This is a genomic window from Bradyrhizobium sp. PMVTL-01 (assembly GCF_051861855.1).
Classification (GTDB): domain Bacteria; phylum Pseudomonadota; class Alphaproteobacteria; order Rhizobiales; family Xanthobacteraceae; genus Bradyrhizobium.
Window position 1 is genome coordinate 7,104,339 of record NZ_CP193982.1, and the last position, 22,227, is coordinate 7,126,565.

General features: G+C 66.1%; 20 protein-coding genes and 1 other RNA gene. 9 read left to right on the plus strand and 12 right to left on the minus strand.

All coding sequences use genetic code 11. The features are described from left to right. Nucleotides 1-3 precede the first annotated feature (3 nt). A complete protein-coding gene (gene rsmH, locus ACRQ5Q_RS34260; protein ID WP_439370040.1) occupies nt 4-993 on the minus strand; it encodes a 16S rRNA (cytosine(1402)-N(4))-methyltransferase RsmH in 990 nt (329 codons plus the stop codon). A 507-nt stretch (nt 994-1,500) separates the two neighbouring features. Between rsmH and ACRQ5Q_RS34265 the strand changes: the two genes are divergently transcribed. After that, a complete protein-coding gene (locus ACRQ5Q_RS34265; protein WP_439370041.1) occupies nt 1,501-2,283 on the plus strand; it encodes an N-acetylmuramoyl-L-alanine amidase in 783 nt (260 codons plus the stop codon). A 124-nt stretch (nt 2,284-2,407) separates the two neighbouring features. Here ACRQ5Q_RS34265 and ACRQ5Q_RS34270 read toward each other — a convergent pair whose 3' ends face one another. Continuing rightward, nucleotides 2,408-3,640: an RNA polymerase sigma factor gene (locus ACRQ5Q_RS34270; protein WP_439370042.1), complete on the minus strand. Its 1,233-nt coding sequence runs from the start codon at nt 3,638-3,640 to the stop codon at nt 2,408-2,410. Nucleotides 3,641-3,662: 22 nt separating this feature from the next. Then, nucleotides 3,663-4,016, minus strand: coding sequence for a YciI family protein (locus tag ACRQ5Q_RS34275; protein ID WP_439375673.1), 354 nt, complete (start codon nt 4,014-4,016; stop codon nt 3,663-3,665). A 150-nt stretch (nt 4,017-4,166) separates the two neighbouring features. Here ACRQ5Q_RS34275 and rnpB point away from each other — a divergent pair. Next, nucleotides 4,167-4,644, plus strand: an RNA gene (rnpB, locus tag ACRQ5Q_RS34280) — RNase P RNA component class A. A gap of 256 nt (nt 4,645-4,900) precedes the next feature. Here rnpB and ACRQ5Q_RS34285 read toward each other — a convergent pair. Next, on the minus strand, nt 4,901-5,329 hold the full coding sequence (locus tag ACRQ5Q_RS34285) for a DUF983 domain-containing protein (RefSeq protein ID WP_439394344.1): 429 nt from the start codon (nt 5,327-5,329) through the stop codon (nt 4,901-4,903). 79 nt (nt 5,330-5,408) lie between these two features. On the opposite strand from ACRQ5Q_RS34285, the gene ACRQ5Q_RS34290 reads away from it, so the two are divergent. Further along, complete coding sequence (locus ACRQ5Q_RS34290) at nt 5,409-6,779, plus strand: PLP-dependent aminotransferase family protein (protein WP_439394346.1); 1,371 nt, start codon at nt 5,409-5,411, stop codon at nt 6,777-6,779. 7 nt (nt 6,780-6,786) lie between these two features. Here ACRQ5Q_RS34290 and ACRQ5Q_RS34295 read toward each other — a convergent pair whose 3' ends face one another. After that, complete coding sequence (locus ACRQ5Q_RS34295) at nt 6,787-7,047, minus strand: hypothetical protein (RefSeq protein ID WP_439394347.1); 261 nt, start codon at nt 7,045-7,047, stop codon at nt 6,787-6,789. A 221-nt stretch (nt 7,048-7,268) separates the two neighbouring features. On the opposite strand from ACRQ5Q_RS34295, the gene ACRQ5Q_RS34300 reads away from it, so the two are divergent. Next, nucleotides 7,269-8,012 carry a sulfite exporter TauE/SafE family protein gene (locus ACRQ5Q_RS34300; RefSeq protein ID WP_439394349.1) on the plus strand — a complete coding sequence of 248 codons (744 nt, stop codon included), beginning with the start codon at nt 7,269-7,271 and terminating at the stop codon, nt 8,010-8,012. Between the two features lie 30 nt (nt 8,013-8,042). Here ACRQ5Q_RS34300 and ACRQ5Q_RS34305 read toward each other — a convergent pair whose 3' ends face one another. From ACRQ5Q_RS34305 to ACRQ5Q_RS34320, 4 genes are all read right to left on the minus strand, one after another. Then, on the minus strand, nt 8,043-9,449 hold the full coding sequence (locus tag ACRQ5Q_RS34305; protein WP_439394351.1) for an MATE family efflux transporter: 1,407 nt from the start codon (nt 9,447-9,449) through the stop codon (nt 8,043-8,045). A 56-nt stretch (nt 9,450-9,505) separates the two neighbouring features. Beyond that, nucleotides 9,506-11,305, minus strand: a complete 1,800-nt coding sequence (locus tag ACRQ5Q_RS34310) for an ABC transporter ATP-binding protein (protein WP_439370048.1) — start codon at nt 11,303-11,305, stop codon at nt 9,506-9,508. A gap of 551 nt (nt 11,306-11,856) precedes the next feature. Further along, nucleotides 11,857-13,440: a DHA2 family efflux MFS transporter permease subunit gene (locus tag ACRQ5Q_RS34315; protein WP_439394353.1), complete on the minus strand. Its 1,584-nt coding sequence runs from the start codon at nt 13,438-13,440 to the stop codon at nt 11,857-11,859. 258 nt (nt 13,441-13,698) lie between these two features. Next, nucleotides 13,699-15,015, minus strand: a complete 1,317-nt coding sequence (locus ACRQ5Q_RS34320; RefSeq protein ID WP_439394355.1) for an HlyD family efflux transporter periplasmic adaptor subunit — start codon at nt 15,013-15,015, stop codon at nt 13,699-13,701. A gap of 195 nt (nt 15,016-15,210) precedes the next feature. Between ACRQ5Q_RS34320 and ACRQ5Q_RS34325 the strand changes: the two genes are divergently transcribed. Continuing rightward, on the plus strand, nt 15,211-15,846 hold the full coding sequence (locus tag ACRQ5Q_RS34325) for a TetR/AcrR family transcriptional regulator (protein WP_439370051.1): 636 nt from the start codon (nt 15,211-15,213) through the stop codon (nt 15,844-15,846). Nucleotides 15,847-15,886: 40 nt separating this feature from the next. Further along, the gene (locus ACRQ5Q_RS34330) at nt 15,887-16,228 is read left to right on the plus strand and encodes a DUF6665 family protein (protein WP_439394357.1); all 342 of its coding nucleotides are present in this window, start codon (nt 15,887-15,889) and stop codon (nt 16,226-16,228) included. A gap of 56 nt (nt 16,229-16,284) precedes the next feature. Here ACRQ5Q_RS34330 and ACRQ5Q_RS34335 read toward each other — a convergent pair whose 3' ends face one another. Beyond that, nucleotides 16,285-17,487, minus strand: a complete 1,203-nt coding sequence (locus ACRQ5Q_RS34335) for an extensin-like domain-containing protein (protein ID WP_439370053.1) — start codon at nt 17,485-17,487, stop codon at nt 16,285-16,287. Nucleotides 17,488-17,551: 64 nt separating this feature from the next. Between ACRQ5Q_RS34335 and ACRQ5Q_RS34340 the strand changes: the two genes are divergently transcribed. Then, on the plus strand, nt 17,552-17,761 hold the full coding sequence (locus tag ACRQ5Q_RS34340) for a hypothetical protein (RefSeq protein WP_439394359.1): 210 nt from the start codon (nt 17,552-17,554) through the stop codon (nt 17,759-17,761). A gap of 98 nt (nt 17,762-17,859) precedes the next feature. Here the strand turns inward: ACRQ5Q_RS34340 and ACRQ5Q_RS34345 are convergent, their stop codons facing one another. Then, nucleotides 17,860-18,444 (minus strand): DUF2147 domain-containing protein, encoded by a 585-nt coding sequence (locus ACRQ5Q_RS34345; protein WP_439394361.1) that lies wholly within the window; start codon nt 18,442-18,444, stop codon nt 17,860-17,862. Between the two features lie 502 nt (nt 18,445-18,946). Here ACRQ5Q_RS34345 and ACRQ5Q_RS34350 point away from each other — a divergent pair. Then, nucleotides 18,947-19,735: a DUF2147 domain-containing protein gene (locus tag ACRQ5Q_RS34350; RefSeq protein ID WP_439394363.1), complete on the plus strand. Its 789-nt coding sequence runs from the start codon at nt 18,947-18,949 to the stop codon at nt 19,733-19,735. A gap of 187 nt (nt 19,736-19,922) precedes the next feature. Then, the gene (locus ACRQ5Q_RS34355; protein WP_439399926.1) at nt 19,923-21,353 is read left to right on the plus strand and encodes a FecR domain-containing protein; all 1,431 of its coding nucleotides are present in this window, start codon (nt 19,923-19,925) and stop codon (nt 21,351-21,353) included. A 250-nt stretch (nt 21,354-21,603) separates the two neighbouring features. On the opposite strand, the gene ACRQ5Q_RS34360 is transcribed toward ACRQ5Q_RS34355, so the two are convergent. Further along, on the minus strand, nt 21,604-22,167 hold the full coding sequence (locus ACRQ5Q_RS34360) for an NUDIX hydrolase (protein WP_439370057.1): 564 nt from the start codon (nt 22,165-22,167) through the stop codon (nt 21,604-21,606). Between the last annotated feature and the right edge of the window lie 60 nt (nt 22,168-22,227).

The following is a 22,227-nucleotide window of genomic DNA, read 5'->3' on the forward strand; positions in this document are numbered from 1 at the left end:
GCTCTAGCCTCCTCTCATCACGTCGGAGAGTCTTGGCCAGGACGATTGCTCGCCCTCATCATGCGCGGGCGCATTCGTGCGCTCCGCGGCACGCAGCTTGGCGGAACGCGCGCGCGGATTGTTCGCCACTTCTTCTTCGCCCGCAACCACGGGGCGTCGGGTCAGCAACTGGAAGCTCGGCGCAGCTTGCGCCAGCTCGGGCAGATGCCGCGAGCCGCCGCCGCTCTTCGAGCGTTCGCCGAGCAAATTCTTGACGATGCGGTCTTCCAGCGAATGGAACGAGACGACGACGAGACGGCCGCCGGGCTTGAGCACGCGCTCCGCGGCGGCGAGCGCGGCCCGAAGCTCGTCCAGCTCCTCGTTGACGAAGATGCGCAGGGCCTGGAACGTCCGCGTCGCGGGATGGATGTCGCCGGGCTTGGAACGCACGATCCTGCCGATGAGATCGGCGAGCGCGCGCGTGGTCGTGAACGGGGTCTCCTGCCGGTCGGCGACGATGGCACGGGCGATGCGGCGCGACTGCCGCTCCTCACCCAGCTGATAGATGATGTCGGCGAGGTCGCCTTCGGAGGCACGCGCGACCACGTCGGCCGCGGTCGGACCCGTCTGCGCCATGCGCATGTCGAGCGGACCGTCGAGACGGAACGAGAAGCCGCGGCCGGCCTGATCGAGCTGCATCGAGGACACCCCGACATCCATCACGACGCCGTCCACGCCATCGACGCCTTGCGCGGCACAAACTTCGGCGAGGTTGGAGAAGCGGTCCTCGACCAGCGTCAGCCGTCCCGCGGCGCGCGCGACAAGCTCGGCGCCGCCTGCGATCGCGGTGCGATCACGATCGATCGCGATCAGCCGGGTTCCCGGGATGTCGAGGATGGCGCGGCTGTAGCCCCCGGCGCCGAAGGTGGCGTCGACATAGATGCCGCCTGCGCGCGGCGCGAGATGTTCGATCGCTTCGCGGCCAAGCACGGGAATGTGAGGAGCGGAACTCATGCGCCGCACCTGCCGAACGACCGTGACAGATCGGTGGCGAACCAGCCCATAACGCCTCGAATGATTCCGCGTCGCGGCGGTTCCACGACCAGGCCCCAGTCCAACATGGTTACCGAGCCCGGTGGTCCCAAGCGCCAAACCCAGAGTTCCCAGCGGAATTTGTCGGGCAGCCATGGGATTTCGAGCCAAATACGCTTTGGCCGCCTCCGGACGCGGGTCGGCTCTTTCGTCCCTCAGTAACGGCCCTTAGCGTTAAGAAAGCGTTGATCGGCTCGTGACAAGTCGAAATGGCGAGGCGGTGGTGATGCCTCATCCACACACCCTGTTCAAAATGCATCCGTTAACCGCGTCGCGCGATTGCGCTCGGCGGAGGGTAAAGGAATAGTAAAGAGACGGGCTCCGCCCACTCTCCTGTTCCGACTTGAGCTGCTTATGTCGCCCGGTTCGCCGTCTGGATCTGATTCGAAGCGTCAGCGCGTCCTCCCGGTTCCCAAGGCCGCGGCCAACATGCGCACGTTCGAGCCGGATTCCTCGATCGTCTCCGACATCATCCCCTCGCCGAATTATGGCGAGCGCAACGAGGGTCGGCAGCCGGACATGATCGTGCTGCACTACACCGGCATGCCCGACGTCGAAGGCGCGCTGGCGCGGCTGTGCACGGCGGGCACGGAAGTGTCGGCGCATTATGTCGTGCTGGAGGACGGCCGCATCGTGCAATGCGTACCCGAGGCCAAGCGCGCCTGGCACGCCGGCGTCTCGTCCTGGGCCGGCGAGGACGACGTCAATTCCTGCTCGATCGGCATCGAGATCGTCAATCGCGGTCACGACTGGGGCTATCCGGAGTTTCCGCTGCGCCAGATCGCGGCCGTGATCGCGCTGTGCCGTGGCATCATGCTTCGCCGCAAGGTACCGGCGCACCGGGTGCTCGGCCATTCCGACGTCGCCCCCGCGCGCAAGAAGGATCCCGGCGAAAAGTTTCCGTGGCATTCGCTGGCCAATTCCGGCGTCGGTCACTGGGTCACGCCCGCACCGGTCATGCGCGGCGAGACCCTGATGCTCGGCACCATCAGCGATGCGGTGCTGAGCATGCAGCAGGCGCTCGCAAAGTACGGCTATGGCGTTCCCCTCAACGGCAAATACGACGCCGCGACCATGGAGGTCGTCACCGCCTTCCAGCGCCATTTCCGTCCGGCGCGGCTCGACGGTGTTGCGGATCATTCCACGCTGTCGACCTTGCAGGCGCTGCTGGCGAGCCTGCCGCAGGACGGGACGACAATCGCGTCGAAGTGACGGCGTGTCTGCCACATCCTCCGTCATTGCGAGGAGCTCTTGCGACGAAGCAATCCAGACTGTCTCTGCAGAGGCAGTCTGGATTGCTTCGCTGCGCTCGCAATGACGGAGTGTGTGGCGACAGCTACCCCATCTCCCTCATTCGCCGCGCGTAGAGCCTCCGCAACGGCTCCAGCTGCGTCGCAGCCGTAGCCGCGACATACGCGGCCATCGCCTCCTCTGTCCGCCCTAACCGCCGCAACAGATCCGCGCGCACCGCGGGCAGCAGCTCATACCCATTGAGTCCGCCGCGCGCCGTGATCGCATCGACGAGATCGAGCGCACGCTCAGGACCGTCGACCATGGACACGGCCGCGGCGTGGTTCAGCTCGATCACCGGCGACGGATTGATGCGCAGCAGCACCTCGTACAGCCCGGCAATCTGCGGCCAGTCGGTCGACTCGAAACTCGGCGCGCGCGCATGCAGCGCCGCGATCGCGGCCTGCACCGCATAGGCTTGCGGCCGGCCGGGCATGCGCAGCGCCTCATCGACCAGACTCAACCCTTCCTCGATCTGCGCGCGATCCCAGAGCGTGCGATCCTGCTCTTCGAGCAGCACGATGTCGCCGGCCGACGTCTCGCGCCCGGCGCGGCGCGCATCATGCAGCAGCATCAGGGCGAGCAGGCCCTTCACGCCGCCGCGACCGGGCATCAGCCGGTCGAGCAGGCGGCCGAGCCGGATGGCTTCGACGGCGAGATCCGGCCGCATCAGATCCGCGCCTGAAGTTGCGACATAGCCTTCAGTGAAGACGAGATAGATCACGGCGAGCACGCCATCGAGCCGCGGCGCCAGCGCCTCACGCTCGGGCACCTCGTAGGGAATGCCGGCGAGCCTGATCTTCTGCTTGGCGCGGACCAGGCGCTGCGCCATCGCCTCCTCGCCGACGAGGAAGGCGCGCGCGACCTGCGCCGTCGAGAGCCCACAGACGGTGCGCAGCGTCAGCGCGACCTGGACCTCGGGTGCGAAGGCGGGATGGCAGCAGGTGAAGATCAGGCGCAGCATGTCGTCGTCGAGCGTTGCCGGCGGCTCGTCCGGGCCCAGCGCGTTCAGCTCGAGCTCATGCACCAGCGCCGGCTGCTTGCCGCGGAAGACAGCCCGGCGGCGGATGCGATCGATCGCCTTGTTGCGGGCGACATTGACCAGCCAAGCGCGGGGATTGTCAGGGATCTCGCACGCCGACCAGCGCTCCAGCGCCACCGCAAACGCGTCCTGCAGCGCGTCCTCGGCAAGATCGAAATCGCCGACGAGGCGGATCAGCGTTGCCAGCGCCCGCCCCGCCTCGTCCCGGAAGATGATTTCGATCTCGCTCGGAGTCATGCGTCGATGCGCGGCTTCGCCTTCACTTGTCGTACACCCAGATCGGCCGCACCTCGATCGAGCCGATGCGCGCGCTGGGAATCCGCGCCGCGATCTCGATCGCCGCATCGAGGTCCTTCGCCTCGATCAGATAGTAGCCGCCGAGCTGCTCGCGCGTTTCCGCAAACGGACCGTCGGTCGTCAGCGTCTTGCCGTCGCGCACGCGGACGGTCGTCGCGGTCGTGGTCGGCCGCAGGCGGTCACCGGCCTTGAAATTGCCACTCTGGATGATGCTTTGGGTGAAGGCCTGATATTCGGCCAGCATCTTCTGGCTGGTCGCCGCGTCGTTCTTCGCGTACTCGGCCTCGTTCTGGTAGATCATCAGCAGATACTGCATCGCTTCACTCCTGTTGTTCGGCTGCGTCGCCGACTTCCAGTCGAACGGGGCGCGCTCCAAACGACGTCTTCAGGATAAATTATTCTCGAGAACGCGTGCGCGGCGATCCCGGCTTGACGGAACCGTCACAAATGCTCCATGCGTTATCAGTCAGTCGGCCGGACGGCCGCTCCGGCAGGCGCCGAAAGGCCGCCGGGGAGGAAAGTCCGGGCTCCCTTGACATGCGGTGCCGGATAACGTCCGGCGGGGGTGACCCCAGGGAAAGTGCCACAGAGAACGAACCGCCCGCCTTCGCCCTTTGGGCTTCGGCGCGACAAGCCCGCGGGCCTGCCGTGCCGTAGCAGCGCAAGCTGCGTAGGCAGGTAAGGGTGAAAAGGTGCGGTAAGAGCGCACCGCGGCGCCGGCAACGGGGCCGGCATGGTAAACCCCACCGGGAGCAAAACCGAATAGGGACGGCGTAGCGGGCTGTTCGCGAAAGCGATAACGCCGCGGGGCGATGTCAGGCCCGCCGTCCGGGTAGGTTGCTCGAGGCCATGTGCAAACATGGTCCTAGAGGAATGGCCGTCACGTATCGTTCGCGCAAGCGGGCGGTGCCCTACAGAACCCGGCTTACAGGCCGGCTGATATTCTAAAGCGTTTTCGAGCGAAGTGTTTTCGGTTCGCGTGAAGAAAACGCATCTTTGCCAAGGAAGCAACGAGGGGTTCGATGCTAGCGCATCGGGCCCCTCACCATTTCGGCCCGGCTGTCGTTCCGGGGCTCGCGAAGCGAGAGCCCGAATCCATCGGGCCGCGGAGACGGAGGAGAAATGGATTCCGTGCTGCGCACGCCCTGGAATGACGGCCTGTGTAGCGGCCTCGCGCGCGATGTAAACGCTGCGGCGGCTTCAGGCGGCACGCGTATTCACTTTTGCGAGGACGAGCGCCCCGGCCTCGCGCCGCAGCTTGCTCGCCTCGAATCCGTGCATGCCGAGCTGCCATTGCAACCCGACGATGGCGCCTTTGGTCGGCTGCAGCAGCGCGAGCGACGAGAACAGCGTCACGGGCAGCCACACGGCCAATTGCAGCCAGATCGGCGGCGCGTAGGCGGTCTCGATTGCGAGGATCGCAGGCACGACGAGGTGGCCGACCACAACCATCACCAGATAGGCGGGAAAATCATCCGCGCGCTGGTGGAACAACTCTTCGCCGCAATGATCGCAAGCCTCGGCCACCTTCAGGAATCGACCGAACATATGCCCTTCGCCGCAGTTCGGGCACCTGCCCAAGAAGCCGCGCCACATTGCCTTCGTGAGAGAGACTGAACCGGTTGCCATGACCGCACCTCTTCCGTTTTGCTGATCCATACAATAATATACTGTATCCATACATTCAAAGAATATGGGCCTAAATTGCATGGATTGGACCCCTACAATCTCGGAGCTGAGCGGACCGCGGTACCAGCGCATCGTCGACGCCATGGAGGCCGACATCGCCGCAGGAAGGCTGGTGCGCGGCCAGCAGCTGCCGACGCAACGCGCGCTTGCCAAGGCCCTCGGCATCGACCTCACCACCGTGACGCGCGCCTACACCGAGGCGCGGCGCCGCGGCATCATGGAGGCCCGGGTCGGGCAGGGTTCGTTCGTTTCGGAGACCAGCGCGCGGCGCGCGGTCGACCTGCCGCATCCGGTGGCGATCGACCTCTCGATGAACGTGCCGCCGCATCCGCTCGAGGCACAGCTCGACGAACGGATCATCGCAGGGCTGGACGTCCTCCGTGGGCAATCGGGCCTGACCGCCTTCCTGAACTATCAACCGCCCGGCGGCAGCGCGCATGAGCGCGAGGTCGCGGCACGCTGGATGCGTGCACGCGTCCCGCATGCGCATGCCGACAGGCTGGTGATCTTTCCGGGCGCGCAGACCATCCTGTTCAACCTGCTCGCACACCTTGCGCGGCCCGGAGACATCGTGCTGACGGAAGCGCTCACCTTCCCCGGCATCAAGGCCGCCGCTGCGCGGCTCGGCGTCAAGCTCGTCGGCGTCGCCATGGATGATGGCGGCATCCTGCCTGATGCGCTTGCAGAGGCCTGCCGCACGCACAGGCCGAAGGCCGTCTACCTCATTCCGACGCTGCACAATCCGACCACCGCGACGCTTCTTCCCGAGCGGCGCAGCGCCATCGCCAGGATCATCCGCGATGCCGACACGATCCTGATCGAGGACGACGCCTACGGGCTGCTCGATCGCGCGGCTTCGCCGATCGCGAACCTCATTCCGGAACGGACCCATCTCGCGACCACGCTGTCAAAATGCATCGCGCCGGCGCTGCGTGTCGCCTATCTGATGACGCCCGACAACGCTGCGCAGCAGGAGATGCGCGCCTCCCTGCAAGCGACGGTGCAGATGCCGGCGCCGCTGATGGTCGCGCTGGTGACGCACTGGATCGAGAGCGGCATTGCCGATCGCATCATCACCGCCATTCGCAACGAGGCGGTCGGCCGCCAGCAACTCGCGCAGCGGGCACTGAAGGGATTTGAGTTCCGGGCCAAACCCGCCGCCCACCATCTGTGGCTACGATTGCCGGAGAACCGGCCCGATGTCGCAGCGTATCTGCTGCGCAATGGCCTCGCGATCGTCGCCGGCGATGCCTTCACCGTGGACGGAGCACCGCCGCACGCGGCGCGCGTCTCGCTGGGCGCGGCACGCAACAGGGCGGAGTTGACGGAAGCGCTACGCATCCTGGTCGGCGCGCTGCACAAGCCCGCCGACACCAGGCAGATCGTCTAACGACAATCTATTGATGATGGCGGCGATGGCGCGGGCGCACGACCGGCGCAACGGCTGACGGATAGGCCGCATAGGCCTCCCTCGGGATCACTGCCTCGCCACGGGCCGCGCGCCCCGCGGGCGTGAGCTGGCCGCCATTGAGCACATCGCGGTCGGGATGCGCGGCCTGATAGGCCGCAGGCTCGGAAAACTGCGCCTGCGCCAATGTCGGCGTCAGAGCGGCGGCCGATAACAATGCGGTCGCAACGGCAATGCTCAGGCGGGTCATGATCATGCTCCATCATCTCAACAGGGACGATGCGGCGTGACGCCCGGCAGGCCCCCAGGATTAAAGACAGGCGTGATGTAGGCGCCGCTTCGGCGAATGCCCGCCCCTGAGGATCACGCTTGCGTGCGGTTTTGCAATTGACCTTCCGGGCCGCATCTGTGCTATGCGCCGGATGACGATCAACCGTTCGAGATCGCCGCTAACGACAGGAAATGACAAAGGTGGAAACGTCCACTTACGCGCTGCTGCTGTTCGGCGCGCTGGCCGGCGGCTTCGTCTCGGGCCTTGCCGGATTCGGCACCGCGCTGATGGCGCTCGGGATCTGGCTCTACGTCCTGCCGCCCTCGCTCGCGGTGCCGCTGGTGCTGATCTGCTCGGTGATCGCGCAGACCTCGACGCTGCCGTCGATGTGGAAGAGTTTTGATCTCTCGCTGGTGTGGCCGTTCCTGATCGGCGGACTGATGGGCGTGCCGCTAGGAACCATGATGGTCGCCTCCGCGGATCCCAAAGTTTTCAAGCTCAGCGTCGGCGTGCTGATCCTGGTCTTTTCGAGCGCGCTCTACCTGAACAAGAGGCCGCTCGCCTTCAAGTTCGGCGGCCGCATCGCCGACGGCGCGATCGGTTTTGCCGGCGGCATTCTGGGCGGGCTGGCCGGACTGTCCGGGCCGCTGCCGATCCTGTGGGCGAACATCCGCGGCTGGAACAAGCACGAGCGGCGCGGCATCTTCCAGCTCTTCAACTTCACGGTGCTCGCCACCGCGCTGGTGTTGCAGACGGCGTCGGGCCTCGTGGCGTTCAAGGTGGTCTGGCTCGCTGCTGTCGCCTTTCCGGGCACGCTGATCGGAGCCTGGGCCGGCGCGCGCGTCTACCACGCGCTGAACGACAAGCATTTTGGCGATGTCGTGCTCGGACTGCTGTTTATGTCGGGCCTCACACTCGTTTGGAATAGTGTTGGCGCACACTGACGCGCACGCGAACACAACAATCAGCCGTCGCTATGCCGGTGCGCGCGCGGGAGGCGCTTCAGGCTCAGCCTCCATCTGCACGGGAACCTCAGCGTGCCGCAGCGGAGCCAGGCGCTTGCCGAACTCGCGGTGTAGCAACAACACGCTCAGCGCGGCCTGAAGCGTCGTTGTCGCGATCGACAAATACCAGACATGCTCCATCCGAAAGCCCGGCCACGTCGAGAGCCAGATCGACGGCAGGGAATAGGTGAGGACCCGCATTGCCGAGGTCACCAGCACGGGCTTGGTGTTGCCCAGCCCCTGGAACATGCTGGAGGTGGTGAAGATCAGCCCCTGCGCCACCATGTTGAACGAGACGATGCGCAGAAAGAGCGACGCAACTGCCATCGTCTCTCGATCATTCGAGAACCCGGCAAGCAACAGACCTGGCGCGAGCTGCGCGAGCGTCAGGAGGACAGTCATCACCGCGGTCGCGACGAGCGCCGCCTTGACAAAGGTCTCCCGCACGCGCGCGCCATTGCCGGCGCCGAAGTTCTGACCGGCGATGGGCCCCGCAGCCAGCGCGACGGCGAGCGCAGGCATCTGGATTAGGCCGAGGAGACGCGTGCCGATACCAAATCCGGCCTGCGCCGCCGGGCCGAAAACGCTGAGCACATAATAGCCCACAGCCATGATGATGAAGACCATAACGAACTCACCGCCAGCGGGCAGGCCGACATTGAGGATTCTCTTCCACTGCCGAAGCTGGGGCCGCCATTGCGCGGGATGAAAGGCGACGTAACGCTCCAGCTTCAGGAAATACGCGAGCAGCATCAGCACGCCGATGAAGACGGCAATCGAGCTTGCAAGGCCGGCCCCGGCGACACCGAGCGGATGCCCGGTGCCCCAGCCCGAGATCAGGATCGGCGCCAGCGCGATGTTGATGCCCACCGCGAGCGCCTGCACCAGCATGCTCGGCCGCACGATGCCGGTCGCCCGCAACGCGGACGCCATCACTTGCGTCGCGAATTGCAGCGCCAGTGCCGGCGTGAACCAGCGCAGGTAGATGGTGCCGGCTTTGACTGTTGCCTCGTCGGCCGCAACCGCGCGCATGTAGGGACGCGACAGCGCGAAACCCGCCACCAGTGTCAGCAGCCCGAACAGCACCGAAAGGACGGCCGACTGGTTGAACACCAGATTAGCATCGTCACGGTCCTTGCGGCCCACGGCATGCGCCATCAAGGCTACTGTACCGACGCCGAGCACCTGCATCAGGGCATTGACGAGAAAGCCGGCGTTGCCGGCCGCGGCCACGCCCGCGATCGCAGCCTCGCCCAGGCTCGAGACGAAATAGAGATCGACCAGCTGGCAGATCATGATCGAGATCATGCCGACCATGATTGGCGGGGCCATGGCCAGGACGTGTCGCACGATGGAGCCGTGTGTCAGGTCTTTCATCTCATTCCATCCTCAGGCCTCGTGACAGCGGGACATTCGCCCCGCCGCCGCGTGGCTCACTCCGCTGCCGCGATCTGTCCGAGCTCCACAACCTGGCGCTCGAACAGGCCGCGATAGATGCCCCCCGGCTTGCCCGCGAGCAGAGCATGCGTGCCCTGCTCGACGATCTCGCCGCGGTCGAACACCAGGATGCGATCGAGGCTCTTCACGGTCGACAGCCGGTGCGCGATCACGATCGAGGTACGGCCTTTCATCAGCCGTTCCATCGCCTGCTGGATCAGCGCCTCCGATTCCGAATCGAGGCTCGACGTCGCCTCGTCCAGGATCAGCACCGGCGCATCCGCCAGGAAGGCGCGCGCCAGCGCCACGCGCTGCCGTTCGCCGCCGGACAATTTCACGCCACGCTCGCCGACAAGGGTGCCGTACCCCTTGGGCAGACGCAGGATGAAGTCGTGCGCATTGGCGAGGCGCGCCGCCTGCTCGATCGCCTCGAGGCTGGCGCCGGGCCGGCCATAGGCGATGTTCTCGGCGAGCGAGCGGTGAAACAGGATCGGCTCCTGCTGCACGATCGCGATCTGGCTGCGCAGCGATTGCTGCGTCGCCAGCGCGATGTCCTGCCCGTCGATCAGCACGCGACCGCCGGTGACGTCGTACAGACGCTGCACCAGCTTGACGAAGGTCGTCTTGCCGGAGCCGGAGCGGCCGACCAGGCCGACGCGTTCGCCGGCGCGGATCGTCAGCGACAGTCCGTCGTACAGCGGCGCGCGATGGCCGCCATAATGGAACGTGACGTCGTCGAACACGATCTCGCCGCCCTCGATCGCGATCGGACGGGCGCCCGCGGCATCGACGATCCCGATCGGCTCGTCATGGATCGCCACCAGCTCGTCCATGTCGTTCACCGCGCGCTGCAGATTGTTGATGTGCATGCCCACGTCGCGCAAATAGGCGTGGATGACGTAGTAGCTCGTCAGCACATAGGTGACGTCGCCGGGCGAGGCGTGCCCCGAGATCCACAGCAGCACCGAGCCGCCGACCACCGAGGCGCGCAAGGCCAGCAGCAGCGCGAGCTGCGCCATGGCCGTGTAGTTGTAGCGGAACCAGGTCCGCCGCACCCGCACGCGCCAGCGGTTGACGACGCGGGCGAGCCGCGCATCTTCCCGCGCCTCCGCGCCGAAGGATTTCACCACCGCGTTGCAGGTCAGCGCGTCCGCCAGCGTACCGCCGACCTTGGTGTCCCAGGCATTGGAGACGCGCGCGGCCGGCGCGATGTAGCGCGTCGAGAACAGCACCGTCATCGTGACATAGACAAGCGCGCCGAGCGCGATCACCGCGCCGAGCGAGGCCCAGTGCACGCCGAGCAGAATCATCGACCCGATCAGCACGACCAGCGACGGCAGCAGTGCCAGCAGGATGGTGTCGTTGAGGAGGTCGAGCGCCCACATGCCGCGCGTGATCTTGCGCACGGTCGAGCCGGCAAAGGAATTGGCGTGCCAGTCGGTCGAGAAGCGCTGCACGCGCGTGAAGGCGTCCTGCGCGATCTCGGACATGAGCTTGAGCGTGAAAGGCACGATCGCCTGCAGCCCTGCGAGCCGCAGCACCATCGAGGCCGCGCCCAGCGCCACGATGGCGGCGAACGCAACCAATGCGGCGTGGCGCGCATCGGCATCTGACGGCCCGCGCGTCAGCGCATCGACCAGATGGCCCGAGAACACCGGCATGAACAGGTCGGCGGCCGTCGCCCCCAGCAGGCCGGTGACGATGGCGAGGGTTCGCGCCGGCTGCTTCAGCCAGTGCCTGAACACGAAGGGTAGCACCACGCGTATCGCCGCGGGCTTCTTTGACAGAGCGGTCATGACATCATCCGGCCGCTTCGCGCGGGCCGGCTCCATCGATGGACGCAAATCGGCCGCGAGGGCCCGGACGGCGTCACTTGAGACTGGTTTTGACTTGGGAAGCGGAGCGATGGGGAGGCAAAACCCAATCGAAGCTGGCGGAAGAGGCCTCTAGCAGGCCGCGTACATACCGAGCCAGGAGATCATCGAGCGCGGGCGTACGATCTGCGAATGCGACGAAATCATGCAAATCTCTCCCCGGTTCGAATGAATGAGGTGCGCTTTATAGATGTGCCGTGGGCGATTTGCAACGGGGCCCGCGCGAGATCACGGATGAGTGTTGCAATTTGGTGCGGGGCATCACCTCAAGCTCGCTGTCATGCCCGGCTTGCCGCCTTCGCTAAAGCTCCGGCGGGCCGAGCACCCTTGTGGCCCCGGCGTAGCGTTGGCGGAGACGGGACCGGGGCATCCAGTACGCCGCGGCGGATGTGGTGAGAGCGAGCTTGCCAATGCCGCCTCTGGAATACTGGGTCGCCCGGTCAAGCCGGGCGACGACACCTGTTGTGGCTCGCCTAATGCGCGTCGCCGCCGCCGGCCGGCGCGGCCGGCTTGTTCAGCAATGTGACCAGGAGGCTGAGACCGAGATAGAACACCGTCAGCACGAAGAAGGCATCGCCAAAGCTCATCACCACGGCCTGGCGGTGCACGATCTGGCTGAGCTGCTTCATCGCCATCAGCGTGGAATCGCCGAGCCCCTGGAACTTCTGCTGGAGCATGGTCAGGGTCTCGGTCGCGGTGGCGTTGCCCCAGGTCACGCGCTCCTGCAGGCGCGTGATGTGCAGGTCGGTGCGGTCGTTGAGCACGGTATTGATGACCGCAAGTCCGACCGCGCCGCCGAGATTGCGCATCAGGTTGAACAGGCCGCTGGCGTTCTTGACGCGGTCTGGCGCCAGCGTGCCGAGTGCGATGTTGTTGGTCGGCACCATCGCGAACATCATGCCGATGCCGCGCAGGATCTGCGGCACCAGCAGCTCGTAGAAATCGTAGTCGCGCGTGATCCAGGTCATCTGGTACGAGCCGATCGCGAACACGATGAGGCCGAAGGCAATCATGTAGCGCATGTCGATCTTGACCATGAGCCGGCCGACCAGGGGCGCGACCAGGAACATGGTGATGCCCGAGACGAACATGGTCTCGCCGATCATCAGCGCGCTGTAGCCGCGCACCTCGGCGAGATAGCGCGGATAGATATAGGTCAGGCCATAGAGGCCGATGCCGATGCAGAACTGCAGGAGGCAGCCGATCGCGAAATTGCGGTTGGAGAAGGTGCGCAAGTTGACGATCGGCTCGGCCGCCGTGAAGACGCGCCAGAAGAAGGCGATCGCCGAGATGGCGCAGATCCAGGCGCAGATCGCCACCGAGGTATCCTGCATCCATTCATATTGCGGGCCTTCCTCCAGCACATATTCCAGCGTGCCGAGGAAGCCGGCCATGAACAGCAGGCCCCACCAGTCGAAGCGGTCGAGCAATTCGAAATGCGGCTCGTCGAAATCGACCAGCGCCAGCACACCGAGCGTGATGCCGATGCCGGGCACGACGTTGATGAAGAACAGCCAGTTCCACGACATCGCGTCGGTGATGTAGCCGCCGACGGTCGGCCCGATCGTGGGAGCCAAGGTCGCGACAAGCCCGATGATGGGACCGACGATATGGAATTTCGTGCGCGGAAAGACGGTGTAGGCCGAGGCGAAGACGGTCGGGATCATGCCGGCGCCGAGAAAGCCCTGCAGCGCGCGCCAGAGGATCATCTCCTCGATGGTGGTGGCGAAGCCGCAGAGCAGGCTCGAGAAGGTGAAGCCCGCCGCCGAGATCGCGAACAAGAGCCGCGTGCCGAAGGCGCGCGACAGGAAGCCCGAGAGCGGGATCGCGATCACCTCGGCAATCAGATAGGCGGTCTGGACCCAAGAGACCTCGCTGGAGCTCGCCGACAGGCCGGCCTGGATTTCGCTTAATGAAGCCGAGACGATCTGGATGTCCAGGATCGACATGAACATCCCGAACACCATGATGATGAACGCGAACAGCCGCTTCGGCGCGATGCGCTCCGAAGCCGGGGTCGCCATCATGGTGGGTGAAGCGGTGGTGGCGTTGGCCATGGCGTGTCAACTCGGACCGGAGCAGGCTGCGAGTTGCGGACACCTCTCCCGCTTGCGGGAGAGCATAGGCCGCCTTCGGCGGCCGTCGTCCGAGAACGCCGAGGTGGACCCTCGGCTTTGCCGAGGGTCCGGGTGAGGGTTCTCTCCTCTGGGGGATTGTCCCGTTGCGGAGACACCCTCTCCCCGACCCTCTCCCGCAAGCGGGAGAGGGAGCGCACCTGCGTTCAGGGCTGCAGCGCGTCTCATGTCACCGCGCACCTACTGCGGATGGATCATGGTGGGATCGTCGAGATCGACCTCGCTGTCGGCGTCGGCCGCACCCTCGTTGGTGTCGACTGTGGCGTAGACCGACATGCCGGCACGCAGCAGGTTCTGCTTCGCGACCGATTTCGGCACGCGGATGCGGACCGGTACCCGCTGCACGATCTTGGTGAAATTGCCAGTGGCGTTGTCTGGCGGCAGCAGCGTGAACACCGAGCCTGCGCCCGCCGCGATGCTGTCGACCACGCCGGAGAACTTGCGCATGCCATAGGCATCGACCTTGATCGTCACCGGCTGGCCGGGACGGATGCGCTTGAGCTGCGTCTCCTTGAAGTTGGCGTCGATGTAGACCTCGTCGAGCGGCACGACGTTGCCGAGCCGCTGGCCGACCGCGACGAAGTCGCCGGCGTTGACCAGGCGGTTGGAGAATGTGCCATTGACCGGCGCTCGCACCGCGGTGAAGGCGAGATCGCGCTCGGCCCTGGCGAGCGAGGTCTTCAGCTCGGCGAGCTGCGCCTGCGCTTCGGCCTGCTGCGCCTTGGCGACATCGACATTGCTGACCGCGACGTCATAGGCGGCCTGCGCAGCCTTGACCGCGGCGGCGCCCTGGTCGCGTCCGGCTTCCGAGCTCTCGAAGGTGGCGCGCGAGGCAAAGCCCTTGCTGCTCAGCGCCTGTTGGCGCTCGTAATCGAGGTCGGCGCGCTTGAGGCCGGCTTCCGCGGAGACGAGCTGCGCCTTGGCCTGCGCGACCTGGCTGTCGAGGGCTGCGACCTGGCGGCCGATGCGATCGATGGTGGCCTGCTGGGTCGCGATCTTCGTCGCTGCGGCATCGACCGCGATCTTGTAGTCGCCGTCGTCGATGCGGAGAATGATGTCGCCGGCGCGCACGATGGTGTTGTCGCCGGCAAGGATCGAGGAGATGTGGCCGGCCACGCGCGCGCCCAGCATGGTGTTGTTGGCGCGGACATAGGCGTCGTCGGTCGAGATGTAGAAGCGGCCGACCAGCGTGTAATAGCCGGCATAGCTCGCGGCCGCGAGCGCCAGCACGAGGCCGGCGCCCATCAAGACGAATTTGCGCTTGCCGGATTTCGGCGCGCCGCCGGCGGCGGGCGCGTCCGGGGCAGGCCCGGCCGGCTTGTCGGTCACGGGCTTCTCCGGCGCCTCGCCGCGGCGCTTGGTTTCCTCGGCCACGTGGGAGCGCAACTGCTCGGCAAGGGCCGCAGGCGTCCCGGTCCCAGCCTCATCAGTCGCCGCCATCGTCTCCACCTTTTCCTGGCGAATGACGCGCGCAGCCCGGTCTCTCGATACGGCCATCAAGGCCTCCCCAAAAATAGCGCGACCAGGGACCGCCGCGTCGCGGCCTGTTCCCTCGTTCATCTCAGATATCATTGACCGAACCGTTCGGTCAATATATATAATGTCCCGGCCCGGGACCCTACTGGCCCGAATCCTTTATTTCCGTTGCATAGGTTGGCACCTCGTCCAGAAACCTTCCGAGACCCTGAACCAATGGTTGTAGCTGCCGGCGAACATCTGCACGTCATCCAGGAGGAGGACAGCTCCAAGCGCCGCCAGATTCTCGATGGCGCCCGAAAGGTGTTCATGGATCTCGGCTTCGACGGCGCCAGCATGGGCGAGATCGCGCGCGCCGCGCAGGTGTCCAAGGGCACGCTCTACGTCTACTTCGCCGACAAATGCGCGCTGTTCGAAGCCATACTCGAGCAGGAAGCGCTCCAGCACGGCCAGGTCGTGTTCAATTTCGATCCCGCACGCGACGCCGAGACCACGCTGAACGAGTTCGGCCGGGCCTATATCCATCTGCTGTGCCGGCCCGGCGGCGGATCAGCGATCCGCACCGTGATGGCGATCGCCGAGCGCATGCCCGATGTCGGCCGCCGCTACTATGCGCGGGTGCTGGACAAGACCATCAACCGCCTCTCCGATTATCTCAAGATCCATGTCGGTTCCGGCGATCTCAAGATCGACGATTGCGAGCTTGCGGCGTCGCAGTTCATGGAGCTGTGCAAGGCCTCGCTGTTCCTCCCCTTCGTCTTCCAGGCCGCGCCCGCGCCCTCCGAAGAGCGCATGACCGAGGTGGTCGACAGCGCGACGCGGATGTTCCTGGCGGCCTACCGGGCGAAGTAGCGCGCGTTGCGCGGGGCGGTCTGGCGGTTATATTCAGACCATGTCCCGTGATCTTCGCCCGCCTGTCGATATCCTCCATTACGAGATCGTCCAGGAACAAGCTTCGGCGCTTGGACGGATGGGCCGCACGCTCGAACAGGCGCTGGCGCGCTTGCGCGAGTTCGACGCCGCTCATGCGGCCACGGAGACACCGGCCTCGATGCAGCAGGCGAGGCGCAAGCTGGTAATGGAAGCCGGCGAGGCGCTCTGGATGTTCGTGGTGCAACGTGAGGCGACGGGCCTCCGCGACAGCCGCCACATCATGCGCACCTACAACGTCCCGGCCGAGGTGCAGCGCTGCATGGGGCTGGCCCCTGCAGCGTCGAAGCCCGGCGCGAAGTGAGCTGCTAATTCCGCCGCCCCTCTCCACTGTCGTCTCGCTCACGACGTTCGCCTTTCTCAATCGTCAGCGTAGTCGTCCTCTTCCTGCTTGCGCATGCTCTTGCGCGTTCCGAGCGAGCCGGTGACATAGGGATCGCGCCGGCCGGCGTAAGGGTTGCGCTGCTGGGCGCGGCCGGCGACCTCTTCACCCGACACCGCGGCAGGCTGGCAGATCAGGCGGCGGCTGGCGCGGCGCATCAGATCGACGTGGATGTGGTCGTAGTGATAGACGTTCGAGCCCGGCGCCAGCACCGTGGTGAAATGCGCGCAGGCACCAGATTGCACGTCGCGCAAAAAGCCCTGCTCTTCCGGCATGCCGCGCCAGCCGTCCTTCACCGTGACGCGACGGCCGTCGGCGAGCATGAAGGCGGAGATGTCGAGCGCGTTGCCGAAGGCGTGCTCGGAGATGTGGGCATGTGGATTGCCGTTCATGCCGCGGCAGGAATAGGCGGAGATCTGCTTGATCTCGGCCACGCGAGTGCCGAACCATCGCATCGCCGAGGGCTGCACGGTGTCGGCGAGCCAGCGGTCGAGCTCGGACACGATCGGGCAGGCCAGCGTCGCGGTCGGCTTGATCGCGACGGGGCCGACGGCGGTGACGGGATTGCCCTGCGCGGGACCAAGGCGCGGCGGCGGCTGCTGCGCCGGCGGCTGCGAATAAGGCGCTGCCGATCGCGCCGGATAGCTCGGCGCATTCATGTAGCGCGCCGCGCCCGCGGCATCGGTGCCCTCGGGCGGCAGATCGATCTCGTCCTCCTGCGGTTCGACGCCGGGCGCGTTGAGCGACATCGGCCCGGACGGCGCACCATAGCCCGTGGGCTGACGCACCGCGCTCTCGGGATAGTTCGACCGCTGCGGATAGGACGATGCCGGATAATTCTGGCTCTGCGGATAGTTCGGCTGCGGCTGCACCGGCCAGCGCGGCTGGTTGCCGATGCTGCCGGGCGGGCGCAGCACCTCGTCGGCGAACCCATAGGTGCTGGAAGCTTCGCCAATGGCAGCAACCTTCAGCGGATACTCGGCGCCGCACATGCCGGGCCCCGAGATCGGGTCGATGCGGACGATGTCCGCACTCTCCTTGACCGCGCCCGATTTCAGGCATGCGGCCTCCGCCTCGGCCCGCCATGGTTCACGTTCGGCCTGGAAGAAGCCGCGTCCGCAACCCGCTAGCGAAACAAGGACGATGGAGCCGACGAGATACAAACGAACTCCGCGCGTCATGCACGCACGTTCGGTGAATTTACTTAAAGACTCTTCAACACGTTGATTTCAGTGTTCTTTAACCATGCCGGGGCGATCGCTGCGGATTGCTGCCGACGCGAGCGACAGCAAGGCTCACTTTTTCGAAAAGAGACTTTCCGTTAACCATAACGTCTGTGCGCCAAACGGCGCGCACGGAGGAAGCGACCTCATGACGTTCGCCGGGAGACTGAGCGTTATCACCGCGTACCTCGCCATCGCCTTCGTCGGCGCCATCGTGCTCGGCATGATCTAGAGGGCATCGATCAACCACATTGCGGCCGCTTAGCGCTTGGCTACGCCTGAACGCACGCTCGTCCTTCGAGACGACCGCCTGCGCAGAAGCACCCATCGCTACGACCTTGCGCCACCCCACTGCTGCGAGGTCGTGACAATCCTCTCCTGCCGCTCCTCGACGCGTGTCCAGTCGTTGCCGGTGCACCAGAAGCGGCCGAGTGCGCAGGCCTCGACGTAAAGCCTGCCGGAGCTCTTCAGCGTCATCCTCGCATAATAGGTGTTGCCGCTGGAGCGGCTGTAGATGCTGCCCGTCCATACATTGTGCGTCTTCGGCTTCATGTTGACGAGCACGCTTTCGCCGCGGCTCGAGGTCTCGGTGCGCGCAAAGCCGCACAGCGCGGGGCCGCAGCGCTCGATGCTGACCGTGCTCTTGGCGCCGGTGCTCTCCCATTCGCCGAGCGGCAAATACGTCGCCTCGTCGTCGTTGCCATGTGCGATCGCCGTGCCCTGGATGCTCTCTGGCCTCGGGATAACCACCGGCGGCTCGAGGCGCGGCGGATCGAGCGCGACGATCTTCGGCGGATCCGGCGGCTGCAGATCAACCCGTGGCGGATTGGGACTCGCTGCCTCAACTCTTGCTGCCTCGAGTCGCGGCGCAGGCGGCACAAGGGGCTGCGACGTCGTCGAGGCAAGGACAGGCATCGTCGATGCGGGTGATCGTGCGACCACAGCTGGCTGCGGCCGGACCGGAGCGGCCGGGGTGACCGGCGGGGGCGCCTGGACAATCGGCGGGGGCGCAGGCGGCGGAGCCGGTCTCGTGTTGACCTCTTCCGTCGCCCGAACGCTGCGACTGAAAATCGAGACACAGGAGGCGGATCGGCAATTCCTGGGCGCCTCGACATGGAACCGGTGGCCGCCGATGGAGAAGGCGTAGGAACCGGCCTGGGCCGCAGGCGCAATCGCCGTGAATGCGATCAATAAACCAAGCGAAGTCGCAAGCTGCTGCATCGGCGCCATCCTGTCGTGTCGCGACGAGGTTACGCCGGACGAGCCGGGGCTGAATGTGCGCCGCCTCACCCAAGCGCGCGCGAGCCGTTGTGACGTCCGTCACAGAACGTCCGGGACGCCCGACATATTGTCGAACCACGCTTCATCCACCAGCGACTTCAGTCCATCTCGGGACCGCGCCATTTCGGAGGTTGTCATGAACAAGCTCACCATCGCCGCCGCGCTCTTCCTGGCTTCGACCGCCGCCGCGCACGCCGGCAGTTCGATCTCGTTCCAGATCCAGGGCCAGCACATCCGCATCGAGACGCCGCGCAACTGCGCCTCGCTCAACTGCGTGACCATCGTCGCCCCGGGCCTGTCGGACAAGCCGATCAAGCTGAACAACATCAATCTCAACGGCCTCGGCGGCTCCAAGGACGATGACGTCGACACCACGCCGGCTCCGGCCCCGGCCGCGCAGCCTGCACCGGCTCCGGTGCAGCAGCAGACCGTGCAGCAGGCGCCGTTTCAGGCGACCGCTCCGGCCGCCCCCGTTGTTGCTCCCGCCGCACCGACGCCGACCGTTGCCACCGCGCCGTCCATCGATACGACGGCGCAGCCTGTGCCTGTCGCAGCTCCCGCTGCGGTCGCGGCCCCGCCCGCTCCCGCTTATGTGCCCGCTCCTGCTCCGGCTCCGGCTGCCGCCGCGCCCGTGGCGGCCCCGAACTCGCCGATCGGCGTCTGGGCGACCGAACAGAACAAGGGCAATGTCCGCGTCGAGCAGTGCGGCGCCAATCTCTGCGGCTATGCCGAGAAGACCAACGAGCGCATCCTGATCAACATGAAGCCCGACGGCGCCAAGTGGAGCGGCCGCATCCACGATCCCGACTCCGGCCGCAACTACGACTCCACGATCGCCATGAAGGGCCCGAATGCGTTGCGTGTGCAGGGCTGCGCCTTCGGCGGCATGTTTTGCGGCGGCCAGACCTGGAAGCGGGTGAGCTGACACCGAACGCATCGCGACTGACAAGCCTTCTCGTTCTTATGATGGCGCCACGTCTCGGACACCGGGACGTGGCGTTTGAACCTTCGCCGGCCGCATGCGATAGATGTTCATCTGCCATTCAGCCCGATGCGGCTGATATCGGCGGACCTCGCCTCGCGTTCTCACCGGGACTTCATTCGTGGCTTTGATGGTGGCTTGGCGCCGCTTCGTGTTTGCTGTCCCGCTGCTGGCTTTGCCGCTGGCCGGCGCAAACTCCGCATATGCGTCCGACACGATCGAGCTTGCGCAAGCACCGCCGCAGGCCCAGCCGACGCCTGCTCCTTCACCGGCGCCGTCTGCTTCACCAACACCGGCCGGGGACGCACAAGCCACTGCCGTCGAGCCGATCGGCAACGTTGCCACGGTCGCGGGGATCGCGACCGTGATCCGCGACAGGAATTCCTATCCGCTGCGGGTGCGCGACGACATCTATCTCAACGACATCGTGCAGACCTCGTCGAACTCCGCGCTCGGCATCACCTTCAACGATGCGACCACGTTCAACCTCTCCGCCAGCGCGAAGATCACCATCGACAATTACGTCTATGAGGAGGGCGGCAAGCAGAATTCGGCGATCTTCGACATCGGCAAGGGGACCGTCGCCTTCGTCGCCGCGGCTGTGGCGAAGAGCGGTGACATGAAGATCGCGACGCCGACCGCGACGCTCGGCATCCGCGGCACCACCGGCGTGGTCGACGTGCCCGAGAACGCTGCAGCCAGCGCTGCGAACCACGTCAACATCAAACTCTATCCCGACGCCGACGGCCGGGTCGGCCACATCGAGGTCAACGACCGCTCGAGCGGCGCGCAGCTCGGCGCGCTGACGCAGGCCGCGAGCGGCTTTGCCATTCGTCCAGGCGCAGCCGGCGCCGGCATGCGCTTTGCGGCCGTGCCGATCACGATTCCAGCGCAGCAGATCGCACGCGATCGCGGCTTCGTCAGCCAGGTGCATCTGGCCCAGAGCACGGGCCGGCAGATCGTGACCGAGCAGCGCGACTTCCGCCGCGCCAATCCGGCCGCGATCAGCCGCCTTCCGCGGCCGGCGCAACCGCAGCAGCAGCAACAATTGCGGCCGACGACCGCGCCGGGCCAACAGCCGCAGCGGCCCAACGGCCAGCCGGGCCAGAACAACCGTCCCGGCCAGCAGCAGCCTGGCGCGCCGGGCCGGCAAGGGGCGCAACCACCGCAGCGGCAGGGACAAGGCGGCGCCGTGCAGCCGGGTGGCCAGCGCGCGGGCCAGGGGCAGCAGCAACAGGGCCAGCCGCAGGGGACTGGACGTCCGGGTGCACCGCGCCCTGGACAGGGCAGAGCGCCCAACGGCACGCCGCAAACGCAGCCAAAGCGCGACGGCCGAATTCAGCCTGGAGGAGTCGTGCCGCCAGAGCCGGGCGCAACGCCGCAACCCGGCCCGCAGCCGCAACAGCCGCACACCGGCGTGCAGCCCGGCCCGCCCCCTGCGGCTCAGCAGCCCGGCGGCATCCGGCGCCAAGGCGGATTCCAGCAGGGCCTTCCCGCCGCACAGCGACCCGCAGCCACGCGCAAACCGTCGCCCGCTTCGAAGGAGAAGGAGCGGCGGTGACCTTTGAGCAACCGGCGACATCGGCAACAGTTCAGCGCGGCGGCTGCCTCCGCAACGATGGTGCGAGTGAAGCGCTTCTCTGTCTCCTCTCCGTCATTGCGAGCGCAGCGAAGCAGTCCAGAATCTTTCCGCGGAGGGGATCTGGATTGCTTCGCTTTGCTCGCAATGACGGCTTGAGGGAGCTGAAGCTCCTGCGGACATGGCAACTCGCGGGGACCGGCTCACCGCAAGCTACCTGGTGTGAAAGGCCTCACGCCTCGCCGCGCAGCCAGGCCTTCACCTTCTGCAACAGGCCGTGCCGCAGCTCCTCGACCGATGCGGCTTCCGCCGGTGTCAACGTCTGCAAGGCGGCATCGATATCGTCCGCCGCAAGCGGCGGCTCGGGTGCCGGCGATGGCACCACTCCCGCCGCCGCAAGCGCGATCGGGCCGATCTGCGTCAGGAAAGCGCGCTCGTATTCACGCGACAGGCGGGCGATCGCGTGGTCCAGCGTCAGCCAGTCGACCGCCTTGATGTCGTTCATCAGCTTGCGGACCGGACCGCCGCCGGCCTCCATGCGCCAGAAATGCACGACTTTTGAGCGGCCGCCGGACTGGTAGACCAGCGTGCCCAGGAATTCGTGGATGGCGACGTCGTGGCCGGTCTCCTCCAGCACTTCGCGATGCGCGGCTTCCTTCGGCGTTTCGCCGTCGTCGAGCTTGCCTTTGGGCAGGACCCATTCATTGCGCTTGCGCTGACGCACGACTGCGATCAGCGGCACCGCTCCCCGCCGCAGCACAATACCACCCGCCGCCATCACCGGCGTCCGCGCCATCGCTCAATCCGTATCGTCGAATCGTCTCCGAAAGACGATATAGGAAGCGGGGACGGCGGA

What these genes read in the sequence shown, in the direction of transcription:
- ACRQ5Q_RS34275 (WP_439375673.1), bottom strand. Translation starts at nt 4,016, where the DNA reads ATGCAGTATCTGCTGATGATCTACCAGAACGAGGCCGAGTACGCGAAG.
- ACRQ5Q_RS34355 (WP_439399926.1), top strand. Translation starts at nt 19,923, where the DNA reads ATGGTGGCTTGGCGCCGCTTCGTGTTTGCTGTCCCGCTGCTGGCTTTG.
- ACRQ5Q_RS34340 (WP_439394359.1), top strand. Translation starts at nt 17,552, where the DNA reads ATGCCGGGGCGATCGCTGCGGATTGCTGCCGACGCGAGCGACAGCAAG.
- ACRQ5Q_RS34360 (WP_439370057.1), bottom strand. Translation starts at nt 22,167, where the DNA reads ATGGCGCGGACGCCGGTGATGGCGGCGGGTGGTATTGTGCTGCGGCGG.
- ACRQ5Q_RS34290 (WP_439394346.1), top strand. Translation starts at nt 5,409, where the DNA reads ATGGATTGGACCCCTACAATCTCGGAGCTGAGCGGACCGCGGTACCAG.
- ACRQ5Q_RS34325 (WP_439370051.1), top strand. Translation starts at nt 15,211, where the DNA reads ATGGTTGTAGCTGCCGGCGAACATCTGCACGTCATCCAGGAGGAGGAC.
- ACRQ5Q_RS34350 (WP_439394363.1), top strand. Translation starts at nt 18,947, where the DNA reads ATGAACAAGCTCACCATCGCCGCCGCGCTCTTCCTGGCTTCGACCGCC.
- ACRQ5Q_RS34305 (WP_439394351.1), bottom strand. Translation starts at nt 9,449, where the DNA reads ATGAAAGACCTGACACACGGCTCCATCGTGCGACACGTCCTGGCCATG.
- ACRQ5Q_RS34320 (WP_439394355.1), bottom strand. Translation starts at nt 15,015, where the DNA reads ATGGCCGTATCGAGAGACCGGGCTGCGCGCGTCATTCGCCAGGAAAAG.
- ACRQ5Q_RS34315 (WP_439394353.1), bottom strand. Translation starts at nt 13,440, where the DNA reads ATGGCCAACGCCACCACCGCTTCACCCACCATGATGGCGACCCCGGCT.
- ACRQ5Q_RS34285 (WP_439394344.1), bottom strand. Translation starts at nt 5,329, where the DNA reads ATGGCAACCGGTTCAGTCTCTCTCACGAAGGCAATGTGGCGCGGCTTC.
- ACRQ5Q_RS34335 (WP_439370053.1), bottom strand. Translation starts at nt 17,487, where the DNA reads ATGACGCGCGGAGTTCGTTTGTATCTCGTCGGCTCCATCGTCCTTGTT.
- ACRQ5Q_RS34345 (WP_439394361.1), bottom strand. Translation starts at nt 18,444, where the DNA reads ATGCCTGTCCTTGCCTCGACGACGTCGCAGCCCCTTGTGCCGCCTGCG.
- ACRQ5Q_RS34270 (WP_439370042.1), bottom strand. Translation starts at nt 3,640, where the DNA reads ATGACTCCGAGCGAGATCGAAATCATCTTCCGGGACGAGGCGGGGCGG.
- rsmH (WP_439370040.1), bottom strand. Translation starts at nt 993, where the DNA reads ATGAGTTCCGCTCCTCACATTCCCGTGCTTGGCCGCGAAGCGATCGAA.
- ACRQ5Q_RS34330 (WP_439394357.1), top strand. Translation starts at nt 15,887, where the DNA reads ATGTCCCGTGATCTTCGCCCGCCTGTCGATATCCTCCATTACGAGATC.
- ACRQ5Q_RS34310 (WP_439370048.1), bottom strand. Translation starts at nt 11,305, where the DNA reads ATGACCGCTCTGTCAAAGAAGCCCGCGGCGATACGCGTGGTGCTACCC.
- ACRQ5Q_RS34265 (WP_439370041.1), top strand. Translation starts at nt 1,501, where the DNA reads ATGCGCACGTTCGAGCCGGATTCCTCGATCGTCTCCGACATCATCCCC.
- ACRQ5Q_RS34295 (WP_439394347.1), bottom strand. Translation starts at nt 7,047, where the DNA reads ATGACCCGCCTGAGCATTGCCGTTGCGACCGCATTGTTATCGGCCGCC.